This window comes from Hephaestia sp. MAHUQ-44 (assembly GCF_023806085.1).
Classification (GTDB): domain Bacteria; phylum Pseudomonadota; class Alphaproteobacteria; order Sphingomonadales; family Sphingomonadaceae; genus Sphingomonas.
In genome coordinates, this window is record NZ_JAMSLX010000003.1 from 164,502 (window position 1) to 182,825 (window position 18,324).

General features: G+C 66.4%; 16 protein-coding genes. 8 read left to right on the top strand and 8 right to left on the bottom strand.

Annotation, left to right across the window (positions count from 1 at the left end):
- Nucleotides 1-8: 8 nt before the first annotated feature.
- Nucleotides 9-2,747 carry a TonB-dependent receptor gene (locus NFE57_RS04785; protein ID WP_252134424.1) on the bottom strand — a complete coding sequence of 913 codons (2,739 nt, stop codon included), beginning with the start codon at nucleotides 2,745-2,747 and terminating at the stop codon, nucleotides 9-11.
- 162 nt (nucleotides 2,748-2,909) lie between these two features.
- On the opposite strand from NFE57_RS04785, the gene NFE57_RS04790 reads away from it, so the two are divergent.
- Nucleotides 2,910-4,031, top strand: a complete 1,122-nt coding sequence (locus NFE57_RS04790; protein WP_252134425.1) for a mandelate racemase/muconate lactonizing enzyme family protein — start codon at nucleotides 2,910-2,912, stop codon at nucleotides 4,029-4,031.
- Between the two features lie 77 nt (nucleotides 4,032-4,108).
- Here the strand turns inward: NFE57_RS04790 and glmS are convergent, their stop codons facing one another.
- Together glmS and glmU are read right to left on the bottom strand one after the other, a co-directional pair.
- Complete coding sequence (gene glmS, locus NFE57_RS04795) at nucleotides 4,109-5,932, bottom strand: glutamine--fructose-6-phosphate transaminase (isomerizing) (RefSeq protein WP_252134426.1); 1,824 nt, start codon at nucleotides 5,930-5,932, stop codon at nucleotides 4,109-4,111.
- A gap of 99 nt (nucleotides 5,933-6,031) precedes the next feature.
- Complete coding sequence (glmU, locus tag NFE57_RS04800; protein WP_252134427.1) at nucleotides 6,032-7,378, bottom strand: bifunctional UDP-N-acetylglucosamine diphosphorylase/glucosamine-1-phosphate N-acetyltransferase GlmU; 1,347 nt, start codon at nucleotides 7,376-7,378, stop codon at nucleotides 6,032-6,034.
- 77 nt (nucleotides 7,379-7,455) lie between these two features.
- On the opposite strand from glmU, the gene NFE57_RS04805 reads away from it, so the two are divergent.
- Nucleotides 7,456-8,124, top strand: a complete 669-nt coding sequence (locus NFE57_RS04805; protein WP_252134428.1) for an HAD-IA family hydrolase — start codon at nucleotides 7,456-7,458, stop codon at nucleotides 8,122-8,124.
- 141 nt (nucleotides 8,125-8,265) lie between these two features.
- On the opposite strand, the gene NFE57_RS04810 is transcribed toward NFE57_RS04805, so the two are convergent.
- The 5 genes from NFE57_RS04810 to NFE57_RS04830 form a co-directional block, all read right to left on the bottom strand.
- The gene (locus NFE57_RS04810) at nucleotides 8,266-8,865 is read right to left on the bottom strand and encodes an acetate uptake transporter (protein ID WP_252134429.1); all 600 of its coding nucleotides are present in this window, start codon (nucleotides 8,863-8,865) and stop codon (nucleotides 8,266-8,268) included.
- A gap of 86 nt (nucleotides 8,866-8,951) precedes the next feature.
- Nucleotides 8,952-9,974 (bottom strand): nucleotidyltransferase domain-containing protein, encoded by a 1,023-nt coding sequence (locus NFE57_RS04815; RefSeq protein WP_382279578.1) that lies wholly within the window; start codon nucleotides 9,972-9,974, stop codon nucleotides 8,952-8,954.
- Nucleotides 9,959-10,819: an HprK-related kinase A gene (locus tag NFE57_RS04820; protein ID WP_252134431.1), complete on the bottom strand. Its 861-nt coding sequence runs from the start codon at nucleotides 10,817-10,819 to the stop codon at nucleotides 9,959-9,961. The genes NFE57_RS04815 and NFE57_RS04820 overlap by 16 nt, the downstream gene beginning before the upstream one ends.
- A gap of 126 nt (nucleotides 10,820-10,945) precedes the next feature.
- On the bottom strand, nucleotides 10,946-11,209 hold the full coding sequence (locus tag NFE57_RS04825; protein ID WP_252134432.1) for an HPr-rel-A system PqqD family peptide chaperone: 264 nt from the start codon (nucleotides 11,207-11,209) through the stop codon (nucleotides 10,946-10,948).
- Nucleotides 11,210-11,213: 4 nt separating this feature from the next.
- A complete protein-coding gene (locus NFE57_RS04830; RefSeq protein WP_252134433.1) occupies nucleotides 11,214-11,615 on the bottom strand; it encodes a hypothetical protein in 402 nt (133 codons plus the stop codon).
- A gap of 111 nt (nucleotides 11,616-11,726) precedes the next feature.
- Between NFE57_RS04830 and NFE57_RS04835 the strand changes: the two genes are divergently transcribed.
- From NFE57_RS04835 to phoU, 6 genes are all read left to right on the top strand, one after another.
- Nucleotides 11,727-12,935 (top strand): ATP-binding protein, encoded by a 1,209-nt coding sequence (locus NFE57_RS04835; RefSeq protein WP_252134434.1) that lies wholly within the window; start codon nucleotides 11,727-11,729, stop codon nucleotides 12,933-12,935.
- 88 nt (nucleotides 12,936-13,023) lie between these two features.
- Nucleotides 13,024-14,064, top strand: coding sequence for a PstS family phosphate ABC transporter substrate-binding protein (locus NFE57_RS04840; RefSeq protein WP_252134435.1), 1,041 nt, complete (start codon nucleotides 13,024-13,026; stop codon nucleotides 14,062-14,064).
- A 115-nt stretch (nucleotides 14,065-14,179) separates the two neighbouring features.
- Entirely contained in the window at nucleotides 14,180-15,556 is a 1,377-nt protein-coding gene (pstC, locus tag NFE57_RS04845) for a phosphate ABC transporter permease subunit PstC (RefSeq protein WP_252134554.1), read from the top strand.
- Nucleotides 15,549-16,838 (top strand): phosphate ABC transporter permease PstA, encoded by a 1,290-nt coding sequence (gene pstA, locus NFE57_RS04850; RefSeq protein WP_252134555.1) that lies wholly within the window; start codon nucleotides 15,549-15,551, stop codon nucleotides 16,836-16,838. The genes pstC and pstA overlap by 8 nt, the downstream gene beginning before the upstream one ends.
- A complete protein-coding gene (gene pstB / locus NFE57_RS04855) occupies nucleotides 16,838-17,614 on the top strand; it encodes a phosphate ABC transporter ATP-binding protein PstB (protein WP_252134436.1) in 777 nt (258 codons plus the stop codon). Before pstA ends, pstB begins: the two co-directional genes overlap by 1 nt.
- Nucleotides 17,615-17,630: 16 nt before the next feature.
- Complete coding sequence (gene phoU, locus NFE57_RS04860; RefSeq protein ID WP_252134437.1) at nucleotides 17,631-18,323, top strand: phosphate signaling complex protein PhoU; 693 nt, start codon at nucleotides 17,631-17,633, stop codon at nucleotides 18,321-18,323.
- The last annotated feature ends 1 nt before the right edge of the window (nucleotide 18,324 follow it).

Below are 18,324 nucleotides of genomic sequence, written 5' to 3' on the forward strand. Positions count from 1 at the left end.
CCCCCTCATCAGAAGCTGGCGCGCACGCCGATATTGAAGCGGCGACCGCTCAGCCCGTAATAACGGGTGATGTCGTACTTATTGACCATATGCATCCCCGCCTGCGTGACATTGGCAACAGATGCCAGGACACTGATCTTGTCGGTGATCCTGTAGCTCGACGACATATCGAGTTGACCGTAAGCGTTGACGAAGCTGCCATCGCCGAAAAAGCTCAACGGATCCTGCACCCACCGGCTACGATAATTGTAACCGGCATGGATCGAGAAGCGCCCGTCGTCGTAATAACCGGTGATATTATACGTATTCTTGGAGATACCGGTGAGCGGCAGCGCGGGCTGGCCCTGATTGAGCACCACCTTATCCGACCAGATATGCGTGTAATTGACCTGGATGCCGAGATGGCTGAGCGGCCCGGGCAGGAAATCGAGCGCCTGCTGGAACCCGGCCTCGATGCCCTTGACCGTGGCCTTTTCGGTATTCTTGGGCTGCGCGACCGCAAGCGTGATCGGCCGCGTGCTGCCGTCGCTCTGCGTCACCACCGCGGGCATGTCGTAATAGCTCGTGAGGACGAGGTTCTTCACATCCTTGGCGAACACCGCCGCCGCGAGCAGCCCGCGCTTGCCGACATACCATTCGAACGAGAGGTCGAACTGGTTCGCCAGATACGGCTTCAGCGCCGGATTGCCGAGGTTGAGGTTGCCGCGCCACGGCTGATCGGGGGGCGGCACGGTCGGCGCGCTCGGGCTACTCGCGGCCGCGAGCAGGTTCATGTCCGGCCGCTGCATGACCTTGGCGGCGGCGAAGCGGACGACGATGTCGTTGCCGACCTGATAGGCGAGGTTGAGCGACGGGAGCAGGTTCCGGTAAGTGAATTTCTGCGCCTGCAACGCGGCATCGGTGTAGCCCAGCGTATTGGCGCCGAAGAAGCCGTAGACGAGCTTCGCATCGGGCGTCGGGATGAACCCCGACGACGCCTCCTGCGTGACGACATAGCGCAGGCCGACATTGCCGCGCAGGCGGCTGTTGTCGCTGGCGAGATCGAGCCGGACATAGCCCGCGCCCGAGCGCTCCTGCACCTTGGTGGTCGTGCTGAGCACCTGGGTGGGTGGATTGTTCTTTACAATCTCCGACATCGGGAAATCATGGAAGAACTTGTCGAGATCGACGGTCAGGAAGCTCCTCGGGAACTCGGCCGGCCCGTCATAGGATTTGAAATAGGTCGGGTTGTCATAAAGGAACAGATAGGGCGACATATCCGCCGGGAAGCCGGCCGCCGACGCGGGCATCGCGTTGGGCGTCGTCGCCAGCGTGCGATCCTGATAGGTGCCGCCGAAGCGGATCGCACGGATCAACCCGAGATCGACCTCGCGGGTCACGTCGATCCGGCCGTTCCAGACCTTGTCGGTGGTCGGCTGCTTGTACGTGCCCTGCACGCCGAAGAAGTAATAATGCGAGGGGTCGGTCGGATCGAAACCGTCGTAGAAACCGAAGCTGATCGGGCCGTCCGGATCGACCGTCGTATCATACCACATGCTCGCGCCGGGTGATTTCGTCGCCCAGGAAACGAAGGTTTGCGTCGTCCGCTCGGTCGCCTTGCCGTACGAGCCCTCGGCATCGACCTTCCAGCCGCCGAGATCGTATCTGGCGCCGAACGCCGACGACCACATACTCTGCTTGAACGCGAACCGGTTGGATTGCGTCCACGCGAACACGTTGCTGCCGCGCCACGCGGTCTCGACGCCGTTGCCGTCGACCGTCACCGAATCGGTCGGCGACGGGCCGAGCGCGCCGGCCCCGGCATACCATTGGTTGCCCTGGAAATAATTGTAGCGCTGGTCGAACTGCGACACGATCGTATCGACATAGAGTTCGAGGCTGTCGGTCGCCTTGAATTGCAGCGCGCTGGTGGCGCTGATGCGTTCGTCATCACCGACCATATCGTTCTGGTGGACCGCGAAGACGCGATAGCGCGTATCCGGCCCCGCCCAGGTCGAATCCTGGAGCACGCCTTCGGTGACGAACTGCTGGTCGTCGAGGTTGCGCTTGTTGACATCGATCGCAATCGAAAAACCGAGCCGGTTGTCGAGGAAGGTGTCGGTATAGAGCGCGGAAATGTGCGGGCGCATGCTGCCGCGCGCCTGCTCGTCATACGTGCCTTCCGCGGTGATCGCGACGCGGCGCTTGCCGACCGCCAGCGGCCGGATCGACTGCATGTTGACCGTCGCGGCGAGCCCGCTTTCCAGCATGTCGGCGGTCGGCGACTTGTAGACGTCGACCTGGCTCGCGAAGTTCGCGGACAGCACCTGGAAATCGAACGCGCGCGTCCCCGATCCCGACGGGAGTTGGCGCCCGTTATACAGCGTATTGGTGAATTTCGGATCGAGCCCGCGGACGCTCAGAAACTGCCCCTCGCCGAGGTTGCGGCTGATCTGCACGCCGGTGACGCGCTGGAGCGATTCGGCGATGTTCTGCTCGGGATATTTGCCGATATCCTCGGCCGCGATGCCATCGCTGATGACGTCGAGGTTACGCTTGTTCTCGATCGCGCGCTGCAGGCTCGCCGCGAAGCCGGTGACGACGATCTCTTTGCCGGCAGCATCCTGATCGTCCGATGCCACTGCCGAATCGTCGCGCTGATCGCCCGCATCCTGTGCCCAGGCCGGCGCCGCCAGCGCCAGTGCCGAAAACCCGGCGGAAAACGCGGCCGCCGCACGAAGCGCACCCTTTATCTCCATATATCTCATGATCCCCTCCTCCTTGATTGACGACTCTCCAGGCCTTGCCGCCTTGTGTCACCCATGATACGTCGTGTCAATTATGAAACTTTAGGGATGGACTGTGCCAAAAGAGAGGTGGAAAAAAGAGCCGCCTTCTTTCACGCGCCAGCCTCAGCAGGGGACACATTCATGCGGATTATTTCGATCGAGCCGTTCATTCTCCACGCGCCGATCGCGCGCGGCACCATTTCGGATTCGACGAATACGATCACGCATTGGGGCATCGTCGGGGTGCGGATTGCCACCGATGACGGGCGCGAAGGCTATGGTTTCACCGGCACCCACGCGCATCTGGCCTCCGATCGGCTGATCGCGGCGTGCATCGGCGATTGCTACGCGCCCTTGCTACTGGGTGAGGATGCCGCCGACGGCGATCGGTTGTGGCTCAAGCTCGCGCGCTTTCCCGCGATCCAATGGGTCGCGCGCGCAGGCATCGCGCATCTCGCACTCGCCGCGATCGACATCGCCTTGTGGGATCTGCGCGCCAAGCAAGCGGGGCTGCCGCTGTGGAAACTGCTCGGCGGCGCGACCAGCGCGCGACTCGAGGCCTATAATACCGATATCGGCTGGCTTTCGTTCACCAAGGACAAGCTCGTCGAGGGCAGCCTGCGCACGATCGAGCATGACGGCTTCCAGCGGCTCAAGCTCAAGGTCGGCCACGCCGATCCGATGATCGACGTCGATCGGATCGCGGCGGTGCGCAAGGCGGTCGGCCCCCATGTCACGATCGCGCTCGACGCCAACGGCACATGGGATCTGCCGACCTGCAAGCGCTTCTGCGCGCGCGCCGAGGCGCTCGACATCTTCTGGCTCGAGGAGCCGATGTGGTACGATGACGTCCGCTCACACGCCGAACTGGCCGCCTCGACCACGATCCCGATCGCGCTCGGCGAGCAGCTCTATAGTGCCGACGCCTTCGAGAATTTCCTCGGCGCGCACGCGGTCCATTACGCGCAGCCTGATGTGACACGCCTCGCCGGAATCACCGAATATATCCGCGTGGCCGATGCCGCGCACGGTCGCCGCCTGCCGGTGGTCGCGCATGTCGGCGACATGGGGCAGGTCCATGTCCATCTGTCATTCTGGCACCCGGCGACGACGATGCTCGAATATATCCCCTGGATCCGCGACTGCTTCGTCGAGCCGATCGCGATCGACGCCGGCCATTACGTGCTGCCACAGGCGCCCGGCGCGGGCTGCACGCCGACCGACGCGGCGATGCGCGCCTATGCGAAGCCGCTGCGCGATTAGAACCGAGAAGGTTAAGCCCAACCCGTTCGCCCTGAGCCTGTCGAAGGGCCGTTCTTCGCCCGCCCTCGGCGGTGCGCCTATTCGACCGTGACCGATTTGGCGAGGTTGCGCGGCTGATCGACATCGGTGCCCTTGGCAACCGCGACGTGATAGGCGAGCAATTGCACGGGGATCGCGTAGACCAGCGGCGCGATCAGCGGGTGGACCCTGGGCATCACGATCGTGGCGAGGCACCCCTCGCCCGCCGCGGCGATTCCCGCCTCGTCCGAGATCAGCACCACCTTGCCGCCGCGCGCCTGCACTTCCTGCATGTTGCTGACGGTCTTGTCGAACAGCGGGCCTGACGACGCGATCACGATCACCGGCACGGCATCGTCGATCAGCGCGATCGGCCCGTGTTTCATCTCACCCGCGGCATAGCCTTCGGCGTGGATGTAGCTGATTTCCTTGAGCTTGAGCGCGCCTTCGAGCGCCAGCGGATAATCGGTGCCGCGCCCCAGATAGAGCACGTCGCGCGCGCTGGCGATCGTGTGTGCCATCGCCTCGATCGCCTCATCCTCGGCCAGTGCGGCGTTGAGCGCGGCGGGCGCCTCGGCGAGCTGCCGGACGATCTCGCTCTCCTCGCCTTCGGCGAGCGTGCCCTTGGCGCGCGCGAGATTGACCGCAAGCGCCGCCAGCACCGCAAGCTGGCAGGTGAAGGCCTTGGTCGAGGCGACGCCGATTTCGGGGCCGGCATGGGTGGGGAGCAGCAAGTCCGCCTCGCGCGCCATCGTGCTGGTCGGCACGTTGACCACCACCGCGATCCGCTGCCCCTCGCTGCGCGCATGGCGCAGCGCGGCGAGCGTGTCGGCGGTCTCTCCCGATTGCGAGATGAACAGCGCCAGCCCGCCCGCCTCCATCACCGGCGCGCGATACCGGAATTCGGACGCGACATCGAGATCGACCGGCACCCGCGCGAATTGCTCGAACCAATATTTGGCGACCATCCCGGCGTAGAAGCTCGTCCCGCACGCGACGATCGTGACACGACGGATCGCGCTCAGATCCACATCGGGGACGGGCAGCGTGATCCGCCCTTCCATCCGCTGGAGATAGCTGCGCAGCGTCTGCGCGACCACGATCGGCTGCTCGTAAATCTCCTTGAGCATGAAGTGACGGTGGTTGCCCTTCGAGACGAGTTCACCGGTCACCCCCGAGATGGTGATCGGGCGCTCGACCGGGTTGTTGTCCTTGTCGAAAATCCGCGCGCCATCGCGCGTCACGATCACCCAATCGCCTTCCTCGAGATAGGCGATCCGCTGCGTCAGCGGCGCCAGCGCAAGCGCGTCCGAGCCGAGATAGGTCTCGCCCTCACCATAACCGACCACCAACGGCGAGCCGAGCCGCGCCCCGATCAGCAGATCGGGATGCCGGCGAAACAGGATCGCGAGCGCGAACGCCCCCTGGAGCCGCGGCAGCACGTCGCGCACCGCTGCTTCGGGCGACACGCCCGCTTCGATCTTCTCGCTCACCAGATGCGCGACGACCTCGGTATCGGTCTCGCTGTCGAAATGGCGGCCGCGCGCGATCAGTTCGTCGCGCAGCGGTTTGAAATTCTCGATGATGCCGTTGTGGACCAGCGCCACCTCACGCGTCGCGTGCGGATGCGCATTGTTGGTGGTCGGCCCGCCATGCGTTGCCCAGCGCGTATGGGCGATGCCGATCGCCCCGGGCAGCGGCTCGCCGACCAGTTCCCTGCCCAGATTGACGAGCTTGCCCGAGGCGCGTCGCCGCTCGATCGCGCCGTCGAACACGGTCGCGATCCCGGCCGAATCATAACCGCGATATTCGAGCCGCTTCAGCCCGTCGAACAGTCGCTCGGCGACGTTATCCTGGCCGACGATCCCGACAATTCCACACATACGATCATTCTCCCTCCTCCCGACAAAGGGAGGGGCTGGGGGTGGGTCAGTGGTGGCGGGGCGCGATGCCCCGATGCGCCTCCCTTGCGGGGAAGCGCGTTACTTTTTCTTTGCCGTCATCCGGTCACGGAATCGGCGTGCCCAGCCGGGCTTCACCTGTTGCTCGCCGCGCGCCACGACCAACGCATCGGGCTCGACATCGCGCGTGACCACCGATCCGGCGGCGACGATCGCGCCCGTACCGATCGCAACCGGCGCCACCAGCGCGCTGTTCGAGCCGATGAACGCACCCTCGCCGATGCGCGTGCGATATTTGAAGAAACCGTCGTAATTGCAGGTAATCGTGCCCGCGCCGATATTCGCACCCGCCCCGACATCGGCATCGCCGAGATAGGTCAGATGCCCGGCCTTGGCACCGGCCCCCAGCACGGCCTGTTTCATCTCGACGAAATTGCCCACCTTCGCGCCCATCCCCAGCACCGCGCCAGGGCGCAGTCGCGCATACGGCCCAACGCTGGCGCCCTCGCCCACGGTCGCACCCTCGAGATGGCTGAACGCGCGGATCACCGCGTTGTCGGCCACCGACACGCCGGGCCCGAACACGACATGCGGCTCGATCGTCACGTCACGACCAATCGCGGTGTCGTGCGCGAACCACACCGTCTCGGGCGCGATCAGCGTTGCGCCCTCGGCCATCGCCGCCGCGCGCCGCCGCTGCTGCCAGGCGTGCTCGACGCCGGCGAGTTCGGCGCGGCTGTTGACGCCCGCAACCTCGTGCGCATCGGTCTCGATCACCGCCGAGGCGCGACCATCGGCGGCGGCGAGCATGACGATATCGGGCAGATAATATTCGCCCGCCGCATTCTCATTGTCGACGCGCGCCAGCAGCGCGAACAGATCGCGCGCGCGCACCGCCATCAGCCCCGAATTGCACAGCGTTTCGGCGCGTTCCTCGGGCGACGCGTCCTTGAATTCGACCATCTTGGCGATCCGCCCATCGCGATCCGCGATCACGCGACCATAAGCGCCCGGATCGACCGGCCGGAAGCCGAGCACCACCGTCGCCGGTTCATCGTCGCCGTGCAGCCGATCGAGCATCGCCCGCATCGTCGCGGACGAGACCAGCGGCACGTCACCATAAAGGATCAGCACGTCGCCCTCGAAGCCCGCGAGCGCGTCTTGCGCCTGCTGGACCGCGTGCCCGGTGCCGAGTTGCTCGGCCTGAAGCGCGGTCGCCACGCCGAGCGGCGCCACCGCCGCCTCGACCTGCGCGCTCGCCGCGCCGGTCACCACCACGGTCCGTGCGGGCGCGAGCGTGCCGACGCTGGCGATCAGATGGAGCAACATCGGCCGCCCCGCGATCGGGTGCAGCACCTTGTGCAGATCGGATTTCATCCGCGTGCCCTTGCCCGCGGCAAGGATGATCGCGGCGACGGGATCGGTCATGCGGACTCCTTCGATAGAGCGCGCCCTGCCATGAATGTCTTGCCAATTCCATAGCGGCGCTGGCAGGCGACACGACGATGACCAGCTTTCCTTTCGCCATCGTCGGGTTCGATCTCGACGGCACGCTGCTCGATACAAGCGCCGACCTCGCCGCCGCGGTCAACCATGTGCTCGATGGCGTGGGCTGCCCACGCCTCTCGGTCGCGCAAGTCACGGCCCATATCGGCGGCGGCGGCAGGCGAATGCTCGCGCGGAGCCTCGCCGAAGCGGGGCACGACCAGAGCGGGCTCGACGTGCTCTACGACCGGATGCTCGCTTTCTACGCCGCGCATATCGCGGACGAAACGCGCGCCTTCCCCGGCTGTCTCGCCGCGCTCGACGATCTGGCGGCGCGCGGCGCGCGGATCGCGATCGTCACCAACAAAAGCGAGCATCTCGCGCGCGAACTGCTCGACGCGCTCGGCCTTTCATCGCGCTTTGCCTGCTTGATCGGCGGCGACACGCTGGGGCCGGGCAACGCCAAGCCCTCCCCTGCCCCGATCCACGACATGATCGCGCGCTGCGGCGGCGGGCGTGCGGCGTTCGTGGGCGATTCGATCTATGACATCACCGCCGGCCGCGCCGCCGGGGTGCCGACGGTCGCGGTCAGTTTCGGTTTCCTCGACCGACCCGTTGCCGACCTCGGCGCCGACGCGGTGATCGATACCTATGCCGATCTCGTGCCGACGCTCGAACGGCTCGGCTAAACGGGTTTGCGTTAAATCGCTCCTCTATCACCCGTTCGTGCTGAGCCTGTCGAAGCATCGTTCTTCTTCGACCCGCTTGGAAAAGCAGAACGGCCCTTCGACAAGCTCAGGGCGAACGGTTCAGGCCTGAAGTGCGCCGCTCTAACCCAGCACCGGTTTCGCGCCGAGCGGGATCAGCGTGCGCCCGAAGGTTGCGTTGGTGACGATCCCGAAGCTGCCGTACATCGCCAGTCCGCCGCACAGGATGCCGAGCAGCCCGCCCGCACGGGTCAATCCGCCCGCGCCCATCGCCGCGCCGAGCCCGAGCAGCAGGAACGTCACCCACAAGGTCAGGAAAATGAGAAACAGGATCTTGGGTAGCCGGAAGGTGCCGATCCACATCAGAAGCGTGAACACGCCCCACAGCAGCAGCGCCACGCCCACCGTCGGCCCGGCGGCGCTCAGATCGATCACGCCGTTGCCCGCGAACAGCAGCAGCAACGCGAACCACCACCAGAACGCGCCATAGCTGAGAAACGCCGTCATCCCGAAGGTGTTGCGCACACGAAACTCGAAAATGCCCGCGATGATCTGGATCAGCCCGCCAAACGCCAGCGCCAGCGGGATCACCACCGGCTCACCGCCCGCCGGGAGCAGCCCCGCGTTGATCAGGCTCAATAACACCGTCGTCATGCCGAAACCCACCAGCCCGAGCGCGGCCGGATTGGCCTCGGGCGTGCCCTGTTGCACCACGTCCGTCATCATCCCCTCCATCATGATGCCGGCCGGTTTCGGTCTCGGCGGAAGGGAAGCTATGGTAGCGCTATCTAACGGTCAAGCGGCGATTGTCAGGCCGGCCGATAGCCCTTGCGCCACTTGGTCCACAGGTGGCGCGCGAGCATCGCGGGCGGCATCCGAAGCCAATGCGATCGCAGGTAGAAGGCCTGCCGCAACAGCAGTCGTGTCGGCCGCCCCCAGCCATCGCGCGCGGTCAAGCGGCGGCGGTAGAGCGCGTCGGCGCGGTGCCGCGCCTGCCACGCCGCTGGGATGGCGGTACCATAAAGCGCGTGCGCCAGCCGCGCCGCGCGCCGCATCTCGCGTTCCAGGCCGTGATGACGCGCACGTTCGATAAGGCCATCGATGCCCGATTGCTCGATCAGGCAGTGAATATCCCACAGGTTGCGCATCCCCCCCGCCAGATCGCCATCGGCGAACAGATGCGCGGCGGCGTGGACGAGCATATCGGCGGGCAAAAGCATGCGCAGCCCGTTCTCCAGCACAACACTGTCCGCGATCAGCGCGTCCGCATCGGGCGTGATCCGCGCGGTCAGCGGCAGGATCGTGTGGTGGACGTCGATCATCCGATCGCGCTCGCGGTGGATCAGCGGCGGCAGTTCGTGCATCCAGCGCCGGTAATAGATGTCGTCATAGGGATCGGGCTTGACCCATTCCCACCCCGCGCCAAGCAGTGCCGCCTCCACCGCATCGATCCGATCGCGCGGCACCAGAATGTCGAGATCGCCGATCGACCGGCCGACGCCGGCGCTCAGCCCCGCGGCGGCGAACGCGGTGCCCTTGAGCAGTACGACTGGGCAATCGAGCGGCGCCAGCACGCGGCGCGCCATCTCAGCTTCCCACAAGGCCGCGATCCGCCCCTGCGCGGCCGACGCGCGCGCATCCGCCATGATCCGCGCAACCCCCACCGGCATCGCCACGCCGTCGAGCCGATGCGCGAGCGTGCCGGCGAGTTGCTCGGCGCGCGCGATCCCGATCAGCGCCGTCCAGCCCTCGGCATCGAGCGATGCGGTCGACGCGGGGTCGCGCAACGCCCGCGCGAGAAGTTCGCCATCGTATCTCACAGCGTCGCCCACAATCGCTCGACCTGCGTGATCGCGCTTTCGGCATCGGGATAATCGATCGCGCGCGCCGGCAACGTCTCGACGAGGCGGGTCAGCGCGGCAAACCCCGGCTCGCCGAGCGCGGTGTAATTGGTCGAGGCCTGCGTCAGCCGCACGAACACCTCGCTCGGCGCCACCGGCCGCTCGGCGGGGTCGAAGCCGTAGCGCGGGAACAGGATCAGCGCGGGCCGGGCAGGTTCCTCCATCCGCGCGATCGCCTCATCGGCGGGGACGAGATGGCGGATATCGCCCTTGGGCGTGGCGCGCATCAGCGGCCCGAACCGCGCGCCGGGGATCGCCCGCTCGACCACCCCGATCGCTGCATTCTTCAGGCTCACCAGCCGAGGAAACGCATGGACGAGGCCGGTCTCGGGATCGACCAGCGCGAATTCGTCGCCCATCAGCCGCCAGCCCCGGCTCCCGAGCAGCGCGGCGAGCGTCGATTTGCCCGCGCCTGACATGCCGGTCATCAGCAGCGCGCGCCCGTCGCGCTCGACCGCCGAGGCATGGAGCAGCAGATAGCGCCGCTGGCCGAGCGCCATTTGCAAATTCATCCCCATTTCGGCGGCGAGCAGCCCCTGCGCGAGCGGCAGCGGCGCGGCCTCGGGCAGCACGTAATCGCCGCCGATCATCACCGACGCCCGCACGAACCGCCGCCACGGCCGCCGCGCGAACAGCCGCACGCTGAAATCGGGAACACCGTCCGCTGGCGCGGGATAATCGGCATAGAGCGATTCGAGCGCCGCAATCGGCGCGCGCCAGTCCGAGCCGACGCGAAACCCCACCGGGCCGATGCGGACGGCGAAACTATGCCGCATGATTGGCTTCGCAACCATCATCGTCACCCCGGACTTGTTCCGGGGTCCAACGCGCCTCAAACGCTACCGCTCGTGAAGGGTTGGATGCCGGAACGAGTCCGGCATGACGATATGGATGACAATCCCTCACGTCGCGATCACTAACCCGGCCGCGACCAGTTCGTCGAGCCGCACGGCCAGCGCGCTGGCATCCTCCACCTCGAACACCGCCGCAAGCCGCGCCGCGATCTCGCCGAGACCGAGCGGCGCCTCCCCCAGCACATCGAGCAATTCGGGCACCGGCGAGGTCACCAGATGCGTGATCCCCGAGGCACGGTGATAGAGCGCGGTGAAATCGTCGAGCGCCACCGCCACAATCTCCGCGGCGGGCACGCGGGCATAGGCGGTCACGGCCTCAGCCGCGCGGCATCTGCAGCGATGCGAAGCAGGTGAAGCCGCTGGTGCCGCGCTGCAACCGGCGGATGTAATTGACATAGGCCTTGCTGCGTTCGGCATCGACGCCAGGCAATTGCCCGCCATTGATCGCGCGCTTGACGTCCTCGCCCTTGAAGCGCACGCCGGCGGGCGCGAACGCCCCCGGCGTGCCGGCCGGCACGACCGAGCCGTCGGGCGCGATATAGCTGCCCGCGCGGCCCTCGTCGGGCACCGGAATCTCGCACGTCAAAATCGAGGCATTCGTCTGCGCCAGCGCCGGGCGGATCGAGACGACTGCCGCGACGCCCACCGCGCCCAGCTTGAGCGCGCGACGCCGCGTCGTGCCCTCGGCGGGCGTACCATCGGGATGCTGCTCGCTCATGCTGCCTCTTATCGCGCCTTCGGCCTTTCATAATCGTAAAGCATGGGGGGTGAAGATTGGGCAAGGCCAAGCTGGTCGGATACCCCCCTCGCACGCTAGAGACGCACCATTATGGCACAAAACAGGACGTTCGTGGCGATCGCGCTGGTGCTGGCAGGCGCCGTGGCGGCGCTGATCTTCGCCAGAAACCCCGAGGCGGCGCTGCTGGCGCTCGTCGCCGGGGTCGCGGCGGTACTCGTCATGCGCCACCCGTCGGAGACGGTGCCCGCGCAGGCGCCCGGCGGGCGCGAGGCGCGCGATCCGGTCGACGATCTGATCGAGGCGCTGACGGACCCGATCCTCGTCCTCGCGGGCAACCATGTCGTGCGCGCCAACGGCGCCGCGCGGGCGTTGCTGGGTGCGCATATCCTTGGCCAGGACGTGCGGCTGGCGCTGCGTCACCCCGATGCCGCGCGCCGCCTTGGAGAAAGCGATGACGCGGGGGAGCGCGAGCCGGTGATGCTGATCGGGCTCGGCCATCGCGAAGCGCATTGGCAGATGCAGGTTGCGGCGATCCGGCACGATCGGCGGTTGGTGCATCTGGTCGATCGCACGCGCAGCGCCGCGGCGGAGAAGATGCGCGTCGATTTCGTCGCCAATGCCAGCCACGAACTGCGTACCCCGCTCGCTTCGCTGCTCGGCTTTATCGAGACGCTCGAGGACGAAGCCGGCGCCGATCCGGCGTTGCGCGCGCGCTTCCTGAAGGTGATGGCGGGCGAGGCGCGGCGGATGCAGCAGCTCGTCGCCGATCTGATGTCGCTCTCGCGGATCGAGGCCGACAAGAACCGGCTGCCCACCGAGCCGCTCGATCTCACCGCGATCGCGCGCACCACAGTCGATGCGCTGCGTCAGAGCGAACCCGATCGCGGCGCGGATCTGGTGATCGAATGCCCCCATGCCGTGCCGCCGATCGCGGGCGATCGCGCGCAGATGTCGCAATTGCTCCACAACCTCATCGGCAATGCGATGAAATACGGGCGCGCGGGCACCCCGGTGACGATTCGACTCGCCGCCGCCGATAACGGCGCGGTGACACTGGCCGTCACCGATCAGGGCGATGGCATCGCGCCAGAGCATTTGCCACGGCTGACCGAACGTTTCTATCGCATCGATTCGGGGCGCAGCCGCGCGCTCGGCGGCACCGGATTGGGGCTTGCCATCGTCAAGCACATCGTCGAACGCCATCGCGGCCGCCTCGGCATCATCAGCACCCCCGGCGAAGGCACCGTGGTGACCGTGAATTTTCCGCCGTCCCGGGCCCAGCCGGGGGTAATGTCATAAAACGATAACCTGCGTGTCACACAGCGCGCCTCACCGGCCGCCGACCATGGTGTCGCCGGGATCGATTCTCCCCAGGAGGGCCCTGCACATGCTTCGTTCATTCGCGCTTCTCGCGGTGTCCGCGCTCGCACTTTCAGCCTGCACCGATCAGGCCGCATCGGGCGGCGGCGGCGCGCGTGACCAGATCCGTGTCGTTGGCTCGTCGACCGTCTATCCCTTCACCCAGCTCGTCGCCGAGCAGTTCGTGAACAACAATCCCGGCATGAAGGCGCCGGTGATCGAATCGACCGGCACCGGCGGCGGGATGAAGCTGTTCTGCGCCGGCGTCGGCGCGCAGCATCCCGATATCGTCAATGCATCGCGTCGGCTGAAGGCGTCCGAATATGCCGATTGCAAGGCGAACGGCGCCGCCGACGTGCTCGAAATCCAGGTCGGCATCGACGGCATCGCCTTTGCCGAGGCCAAGAACGGCCCCCGCATCACGCTCACCACCGGCGACATCTACAAGGCGCTCGCCGCCAACCCCGGCGGCAAGCCCAACGCCACCAAGACGTGGAAAGACGTCAACCCCGCGCTCCCCGCGATCCCGATTCAGGTCTATGGTCCGCCCTCGACCAGCGGTACGCGCGATGCGCTGGCCGAGTTGATCCTCGCCAAGGGCTGCAAGGAAACCGACCCACAGGCCAAGGCGCTCGATTCGGATGCGTTCGACAAACGTTGCAAGGCCGTGCGTGAGGACGGCGCCTATGTCGATGCGGGCGAAAACGACAATCTGATCGTCCAGAAGCTTCAGGCCAATCCCAATGCGATCGGCATCTTCGGCTATTCGTATCTCGAGGAAAACACCAACAAGCTCGAAGGCGCGCCGATCGACGGCGTTGCGCCGACCTATGACACGATTGCCGGCGGCAGCTATCCCGGCGCCCGGCCGCTCTACATCTACGTCAAGAAGGCGCATCTGGACGCGATCCCGGGGCTCCGGCAGTTCCTCGCCGAATATGCGACGGCGTGGACCAAGGATGGGCCGCTGGTGAAGCGTGGCCTGATCGCGGCGCCCGATTCGGTGCTCGCGCATTCGGCCGAGGTGATCAAGAACGCCACCCCGCTCGATCCGAGCGAGCTCCACTAATAAGGGGACGACGCGCGCCGAGCTTGTCGAAACCCCTGCCTTTCGCGAGAAGGCAGGAGCAGAGCGCCAGGCTCGGCGCGCGCCCGATCCCGTCCCCTCACAAGACGAGGCCAATCTGTCCACCTTCGCCCTCCTCTTCCTGATCCTCGGCCTCGGGCTGATCGGCTGGCTCAGTGCCCGCGCGCGCGCGCTGGCCTTCCGGCGGAACGGCGTGCGGCGGTTCAGTTCGCTGCCGGGCCATTACGGCTGGTACGTCGCCTTATGGGCGGTGATCCCCGCGGTGCTGTTCGTGCTGGTCTGGGCATCGGTATCGCCCGCGCTCGTCACCGATCGGGTGCTGCACGATCCGGCGGCGCAGGCACTCCCTCAATTCGGCTTCGCGCGCGCCTCGATCCTCTCCGAGGCGCGCCAGATCGCCAGCGGCAACATGATTGCGGGGTTCAACCCGCTCTCGACCCAACTCGCGCCCGCTTATGCCGCGGCGCAATCCGCGTTCGACTGGATCGGTACGGTGCTCGCGCTGATCCTCGCCTTTGCCGGGGGCGCGTTCGCTTATGTCCGCGTCCGCCCCGATTTCCGCGCGCGTTCGCGGGTCGAGCGGATCGTCATGCTCTCGCTGCTGGTCGCCTCGCTGATCGCGATCCTGACGACGGTGGGCATCGTCGCCTCGCTGCTGTTCGAATCGGCGCGCTTCTTCAGCATGGTGCCGATCACCGATTTCCTGTTCGGCACGCACTGGAGCCCGCAGGTCATCGACAGCAAGGATCCGGGCGCGACCCTGGGCGCGGTGCCGCTGTTCTGGGGCACCTTCTTCATCGGCGCGATCATCGCGATGGTGGTCGCGATCCCCTTCGGGCTGATGAGCGCGATCTACCTCACCCAATATGCCCGCCCCCGCGTGCGGCGCTGGATGAAACCGATCCTTGAGATGCTCGCTGGCGTCCCCACCGTGGTCTACGGCTATTTCGCCGCGCTCACCGTGGCGCCGGCGGTGCGCGATCTGGCGGTCGCGGCCGGTATCCAGTGGGCGTCGTCCGAAAGCGCGCTCGCCGCCGGGTTGGTGATGGGGGTGATGATCATCCCGTTCGTGTCGTCGATGGCCGACGATTCGATCGCCGCGGTGCCCTCGTCGATGCGCGACGGCAGCCTCGCGATGGGCGCGACCAGTTCGGAGACGATCCGCAAGGTGCTGCTCCCCGCCGCGCTTCCCGGCGTCGTCGGCGGGGTGCTGCTCGCGGTCAGCCGCGCGATCGGCGAGACGATGATCGTCGTCATGGCCGCCTCGGGCGTCGCCACGCTGACGCTCAACCCGCTCGCCAGCACCACCACCGTCACCAAGCAGATCGTCGACCTGCTCACCGGCGAAGCCTCGTTCGACAGCCCCAAGACGCTCGCCGCGTTCGCGCTCGGGCTCACGCTATTCGTGGTGACGTTGCTCCTCAACATCGTCGCGCTGGCGATCGTCAAGAGATACCGTGAAGCTTATGAATGACGCGCTTGCCTCCGGGGCGCCGATCGCCCGGCGAAAGCCCACCGACTGGAACACGCCGGCGATGCAGCGGCGCATCCGGCGCCGCTATGCCGCCGAACGCCGGTTCCGGCTGACCGGGCTGGCTGCGATCGTGATGTCGGCGGGCTTCCTTGCCTTCCTGCTCGTGACGATGCTCGGCGGCGGTCTGCGCGGCTTCACCCGCACCGAGATCGCGCTGCCGATCGATTTCACGCGCGCGGCGATATTCGTCGATCCGCAGGCGGTGGCGCACGGTGGCAGCGCGGCCGATCATGCGCTCGCCGGTGCCGGCCTGCCCAAGGTGACGGCGGACGCGGCCGACGCGGCGTTCGGCCCGGGGGCCGATCGCTGGCTGTCCAACGGCGCCTGGCTCAGCGTGCGCGACGCGATCAAGGCCGATCCGTCGCTGCTCACCCGACGCGCGGTGATCAAGGTGCCCGCCTCATCCGCGATCGACAGCGTCGCCAAGGGCGATCGCGCGCCCGACGCCGAGGCCGCGCTGGCCAAATTGCGCGCGGCAGGCGCCGTCAGCACCGGCTTCAACACCGCATTCCTCACCGGCGCCGACGCCACCGATCCGACGATCGTCGGCATCTGGGGGGCGCTCAAGGGCTCAATGCTGACGATGGTCGTCACCTTGCTGCTTGCCTTCCCGGTCGGCGTTCTCGCGGCGCTCTATCTTGAAGAATATGCGACCCGGAACCGCTGGACCGACCTGATCGAAGTCTCGATCAACAATCTCGCGGCGGTGCCCTCGATCATCTTCGGGCTGCTGGGGCTCGCGGTCTTCCTCAACTTCATGCATCTCCCGCGCTCGGCACCGATCGTCGGCGGGCTGACGCTCGCGCTGATGACGATGCCGGTGATCGTGATCGCGGGGCGCAACGCGATCAAATCGGTTCCCCCCTCGATCCGCGACGCCGCGCTCGGGATCGGCGCGAGCCCGATCCAGGTCGTGTTCCACCACGTTTTGCCGCTGGCGCTGCCGGGCATCCTCACCGGCACGATCATCGGCATGGCGCGCGCGCTGGGCGAGACCGCGCCGCTGCTGATGATCGGGATGCGCGCGTTCATCGCCACCCCGCCGGGCGGCATCACCGATCCCGCCACGGTGCTGCCGGTCCAGATCTTCTTGTGGTCCGACGAGGTCAGTCACGGCTTCGTCGAAAAGACCTCGGCCGCGATCATCGTCCTGTTGCTGTTCCTGCTGACGATGAACGGCCTCGCCATCTACCTTCGCAACAAGTTCGAGACCCGCTGGTAATGACCGACATTTCTCCCTCGCCGATCAAGATGGCCGCGCGCGATGTCAGCGTGTTCTACGGCGCCAAACGCGCCCTGAACGACGTCTCGATCGACATCGACATGGACAATATCACCGCGTTCATCGGCCCGTCGGGCTGCGGCAAATCGACCTTCCTGCGCACGCTCAACCGCATGAACGACACGATTCCCAACGCACGGGTCGATGGCACGATCACGCTCGACGGCGAAGACATCTACGCCTCGACAATGGACGTAGTGCAACTGCGCGCGCGCGTCGGCATGGTGTTCCAGAAGCCCAATCCGTTCCCCAAATCGATCTTCGAGAATGTCGCCTACGGCCCGCGCATCCACGGTCTGACCGAATCCAAGGCGCAGCTTGAGGCCACGGTCGAATATGCGCTGCGCAAGGCGGGGCTGTGGGACGAGGTCAAGGATCGGCTTCAGGAAAGCGGCACCGCGCTCTCGGGCGGGCAGCAGCAGCGGCTGTGCATCGCCCGCGCGATCGCGGTCGATCCCGAGGTCATCCTGATGGACGAGCCGTGCTCGGCGCTCGATCCGATCGCGACCGCGCGGATCGAGGAACTGATCCACGAATTGCGCGGCCGCTACGCGATCGTGATCGTGACGCACAACATGCAACAGGCCGCGCGCGTCTCGCAGCGCACGGCGTTTTTTCACCTCGGCACGTTGGTCGAATACGGGTCCACGTCGGACATCTTCACCAACCCGCGCGAGGATCGCACCAAGGATTACATCACCGGCCGCTACGGCTGATCGACGAGGCACACCAATGACCGAACATACCGTCAAGGCATTCGACGAGGATATCGGCGAACTCCGCGGGCTGATCGCCGAGATGGGCGGGCTTGCCGAACAGGCGATCACGCTCGCGATCGACGCGCTCACCCGGCACGATCTCGACGCTGCCAAACGCGTCGTTGCGGGCGACAAGAAGATCGACGCGATCGAGGACGAGGTCGAACGGCTCGCGATCCGGCTGATCGCGCTGCGCGCGCCGATGGCTGACGATCTGCGCGAAGTCGTCGCCGCGCTCAAGATCGCCACGGTCATCGAGCGGATCGGCGATTACGCCAAGAACATCGCCAAGCGCGTTCCCGCAATCGAGGATCACGGGCGTATCGAACCGCTGTCGCTGTTGCCCGCAATGGCGCGAATGGCCGGCGAGATGGTGCACGACGTGCTCGATGCCTTCGCCGCGCGCGATGCCGAGGCGGCGATCCGGGTATGCGAGCAGGATCGCCAGGTCGACGATTTCTACAATGCGATCTTCCGCGTGCTCGTCACTTTCATGATGGAAAACCCCAAGAGCATCGGCCAGGTCGCGCACCTTTTGTTCGTCGCCAAGAACCTCGAGCGGGTCGGCGATCACGCGACCAACGTCGCCGAGATGGTCTATTATGCCGCCACCGGCGAGCGGATGCCCGAGCGCGAGCGCGGCGGCAGCCCCGCCGTGAACTTGTAAG

Excerpts from the sequence above, each read along its gene's own strand:
- pstB (WP_252134436.1), top strand. The coding sequence starts at position 16,838 with ATGACCGACATTTCTCCCTCGCCGATCAAGATGGCCGCGCGCGATGTC.
- glmU (WP_252134427.1), bottom strand. The coding sequence starts at position 7,378 with ATGACCGATCCCGTCGCCGCGATCATCCTTGCCGCGGGCAAGGGCACG.
- NFE57_RS04785 (WP_252134424.1), bottom strand. The coding sequence starts at position 2,747 with ATGAGATATATGGAGATAAAGGGTGCGCTTCGTGCGGCGGCCGCGTTT.
- NFE57_RS04820 (WP_252134431.1), bottom strand. The coding sequence starts at position 10,819 with ATGCGGCATAGTTTCGCCGTCCGCATCGGCCCGGTGGGGTTTCGCGTC.
- pstA (WP_252134555.1), top strand. The coding sequence starts at position 15,549 with ATGAATGACGCGCTTGCCTCCGGGGCGCCGATCGCCCGGCGAAAGCCC.
- NFE57_RS04840 (WP_252134435.1), top strand. The coding sequence starts at position 13,024 with ATGCTTCGTTCATTCGCGCTTCTCGCGGTGTCCGCGCTCGCACTTTCA.
- glmS (WP_252134426.1), bottom strand. The coding sequence starts at position 5,932 with ATGTGTGGAATTGTCGGGATCGTCGGCCAGGATAACGTCGCCGAGCGA.
- phoU (WP_252134437.1), top strand. The coding sequence starts at position 17,631 with ATGACCGAACATACCGTCAAGGCATTCGACGAGGATATCGGCGAACTC.
- NFE57_RS04830 (WP_252134433.1), bottom strand. The coding sequence starts at position 11,615 with ATGAGCGAGCAGCATCCCGATGGTACGCCCGCCGAGGGCACGACGCGG.
- NFE57_RS04835 (WP_252134434.1), top strand. The coding sequence starts at position 11,727 with ATGGCACAAAACAGGACGTTCGTGGCGATCGCGCTGGTGCTGGCAGGC.
- NFE57_RS04790 (WP_252134425.1), top strand. The coding sequence starts at position 2,910 with ATGCGGATTATTTCGATCGAGCCGTTCATTCTCCACGCGCCGATCGCG.
- NFE57_RS04805 (WP_252134428.1), top strand. The coding sequence starts at position 7,456 with ATGACCAGCTTTCCTTTCGCCATCGTCGGGTTCGATCTCGACGGCACG.
- NFE57_RS04810 (WP_252134429.1), bottom strand. The coding sequence starts at position 8,865 with ATGACGGACGTGGTGCAACAGGGCACGCCCGAGGCCAATCCGGCCGCG.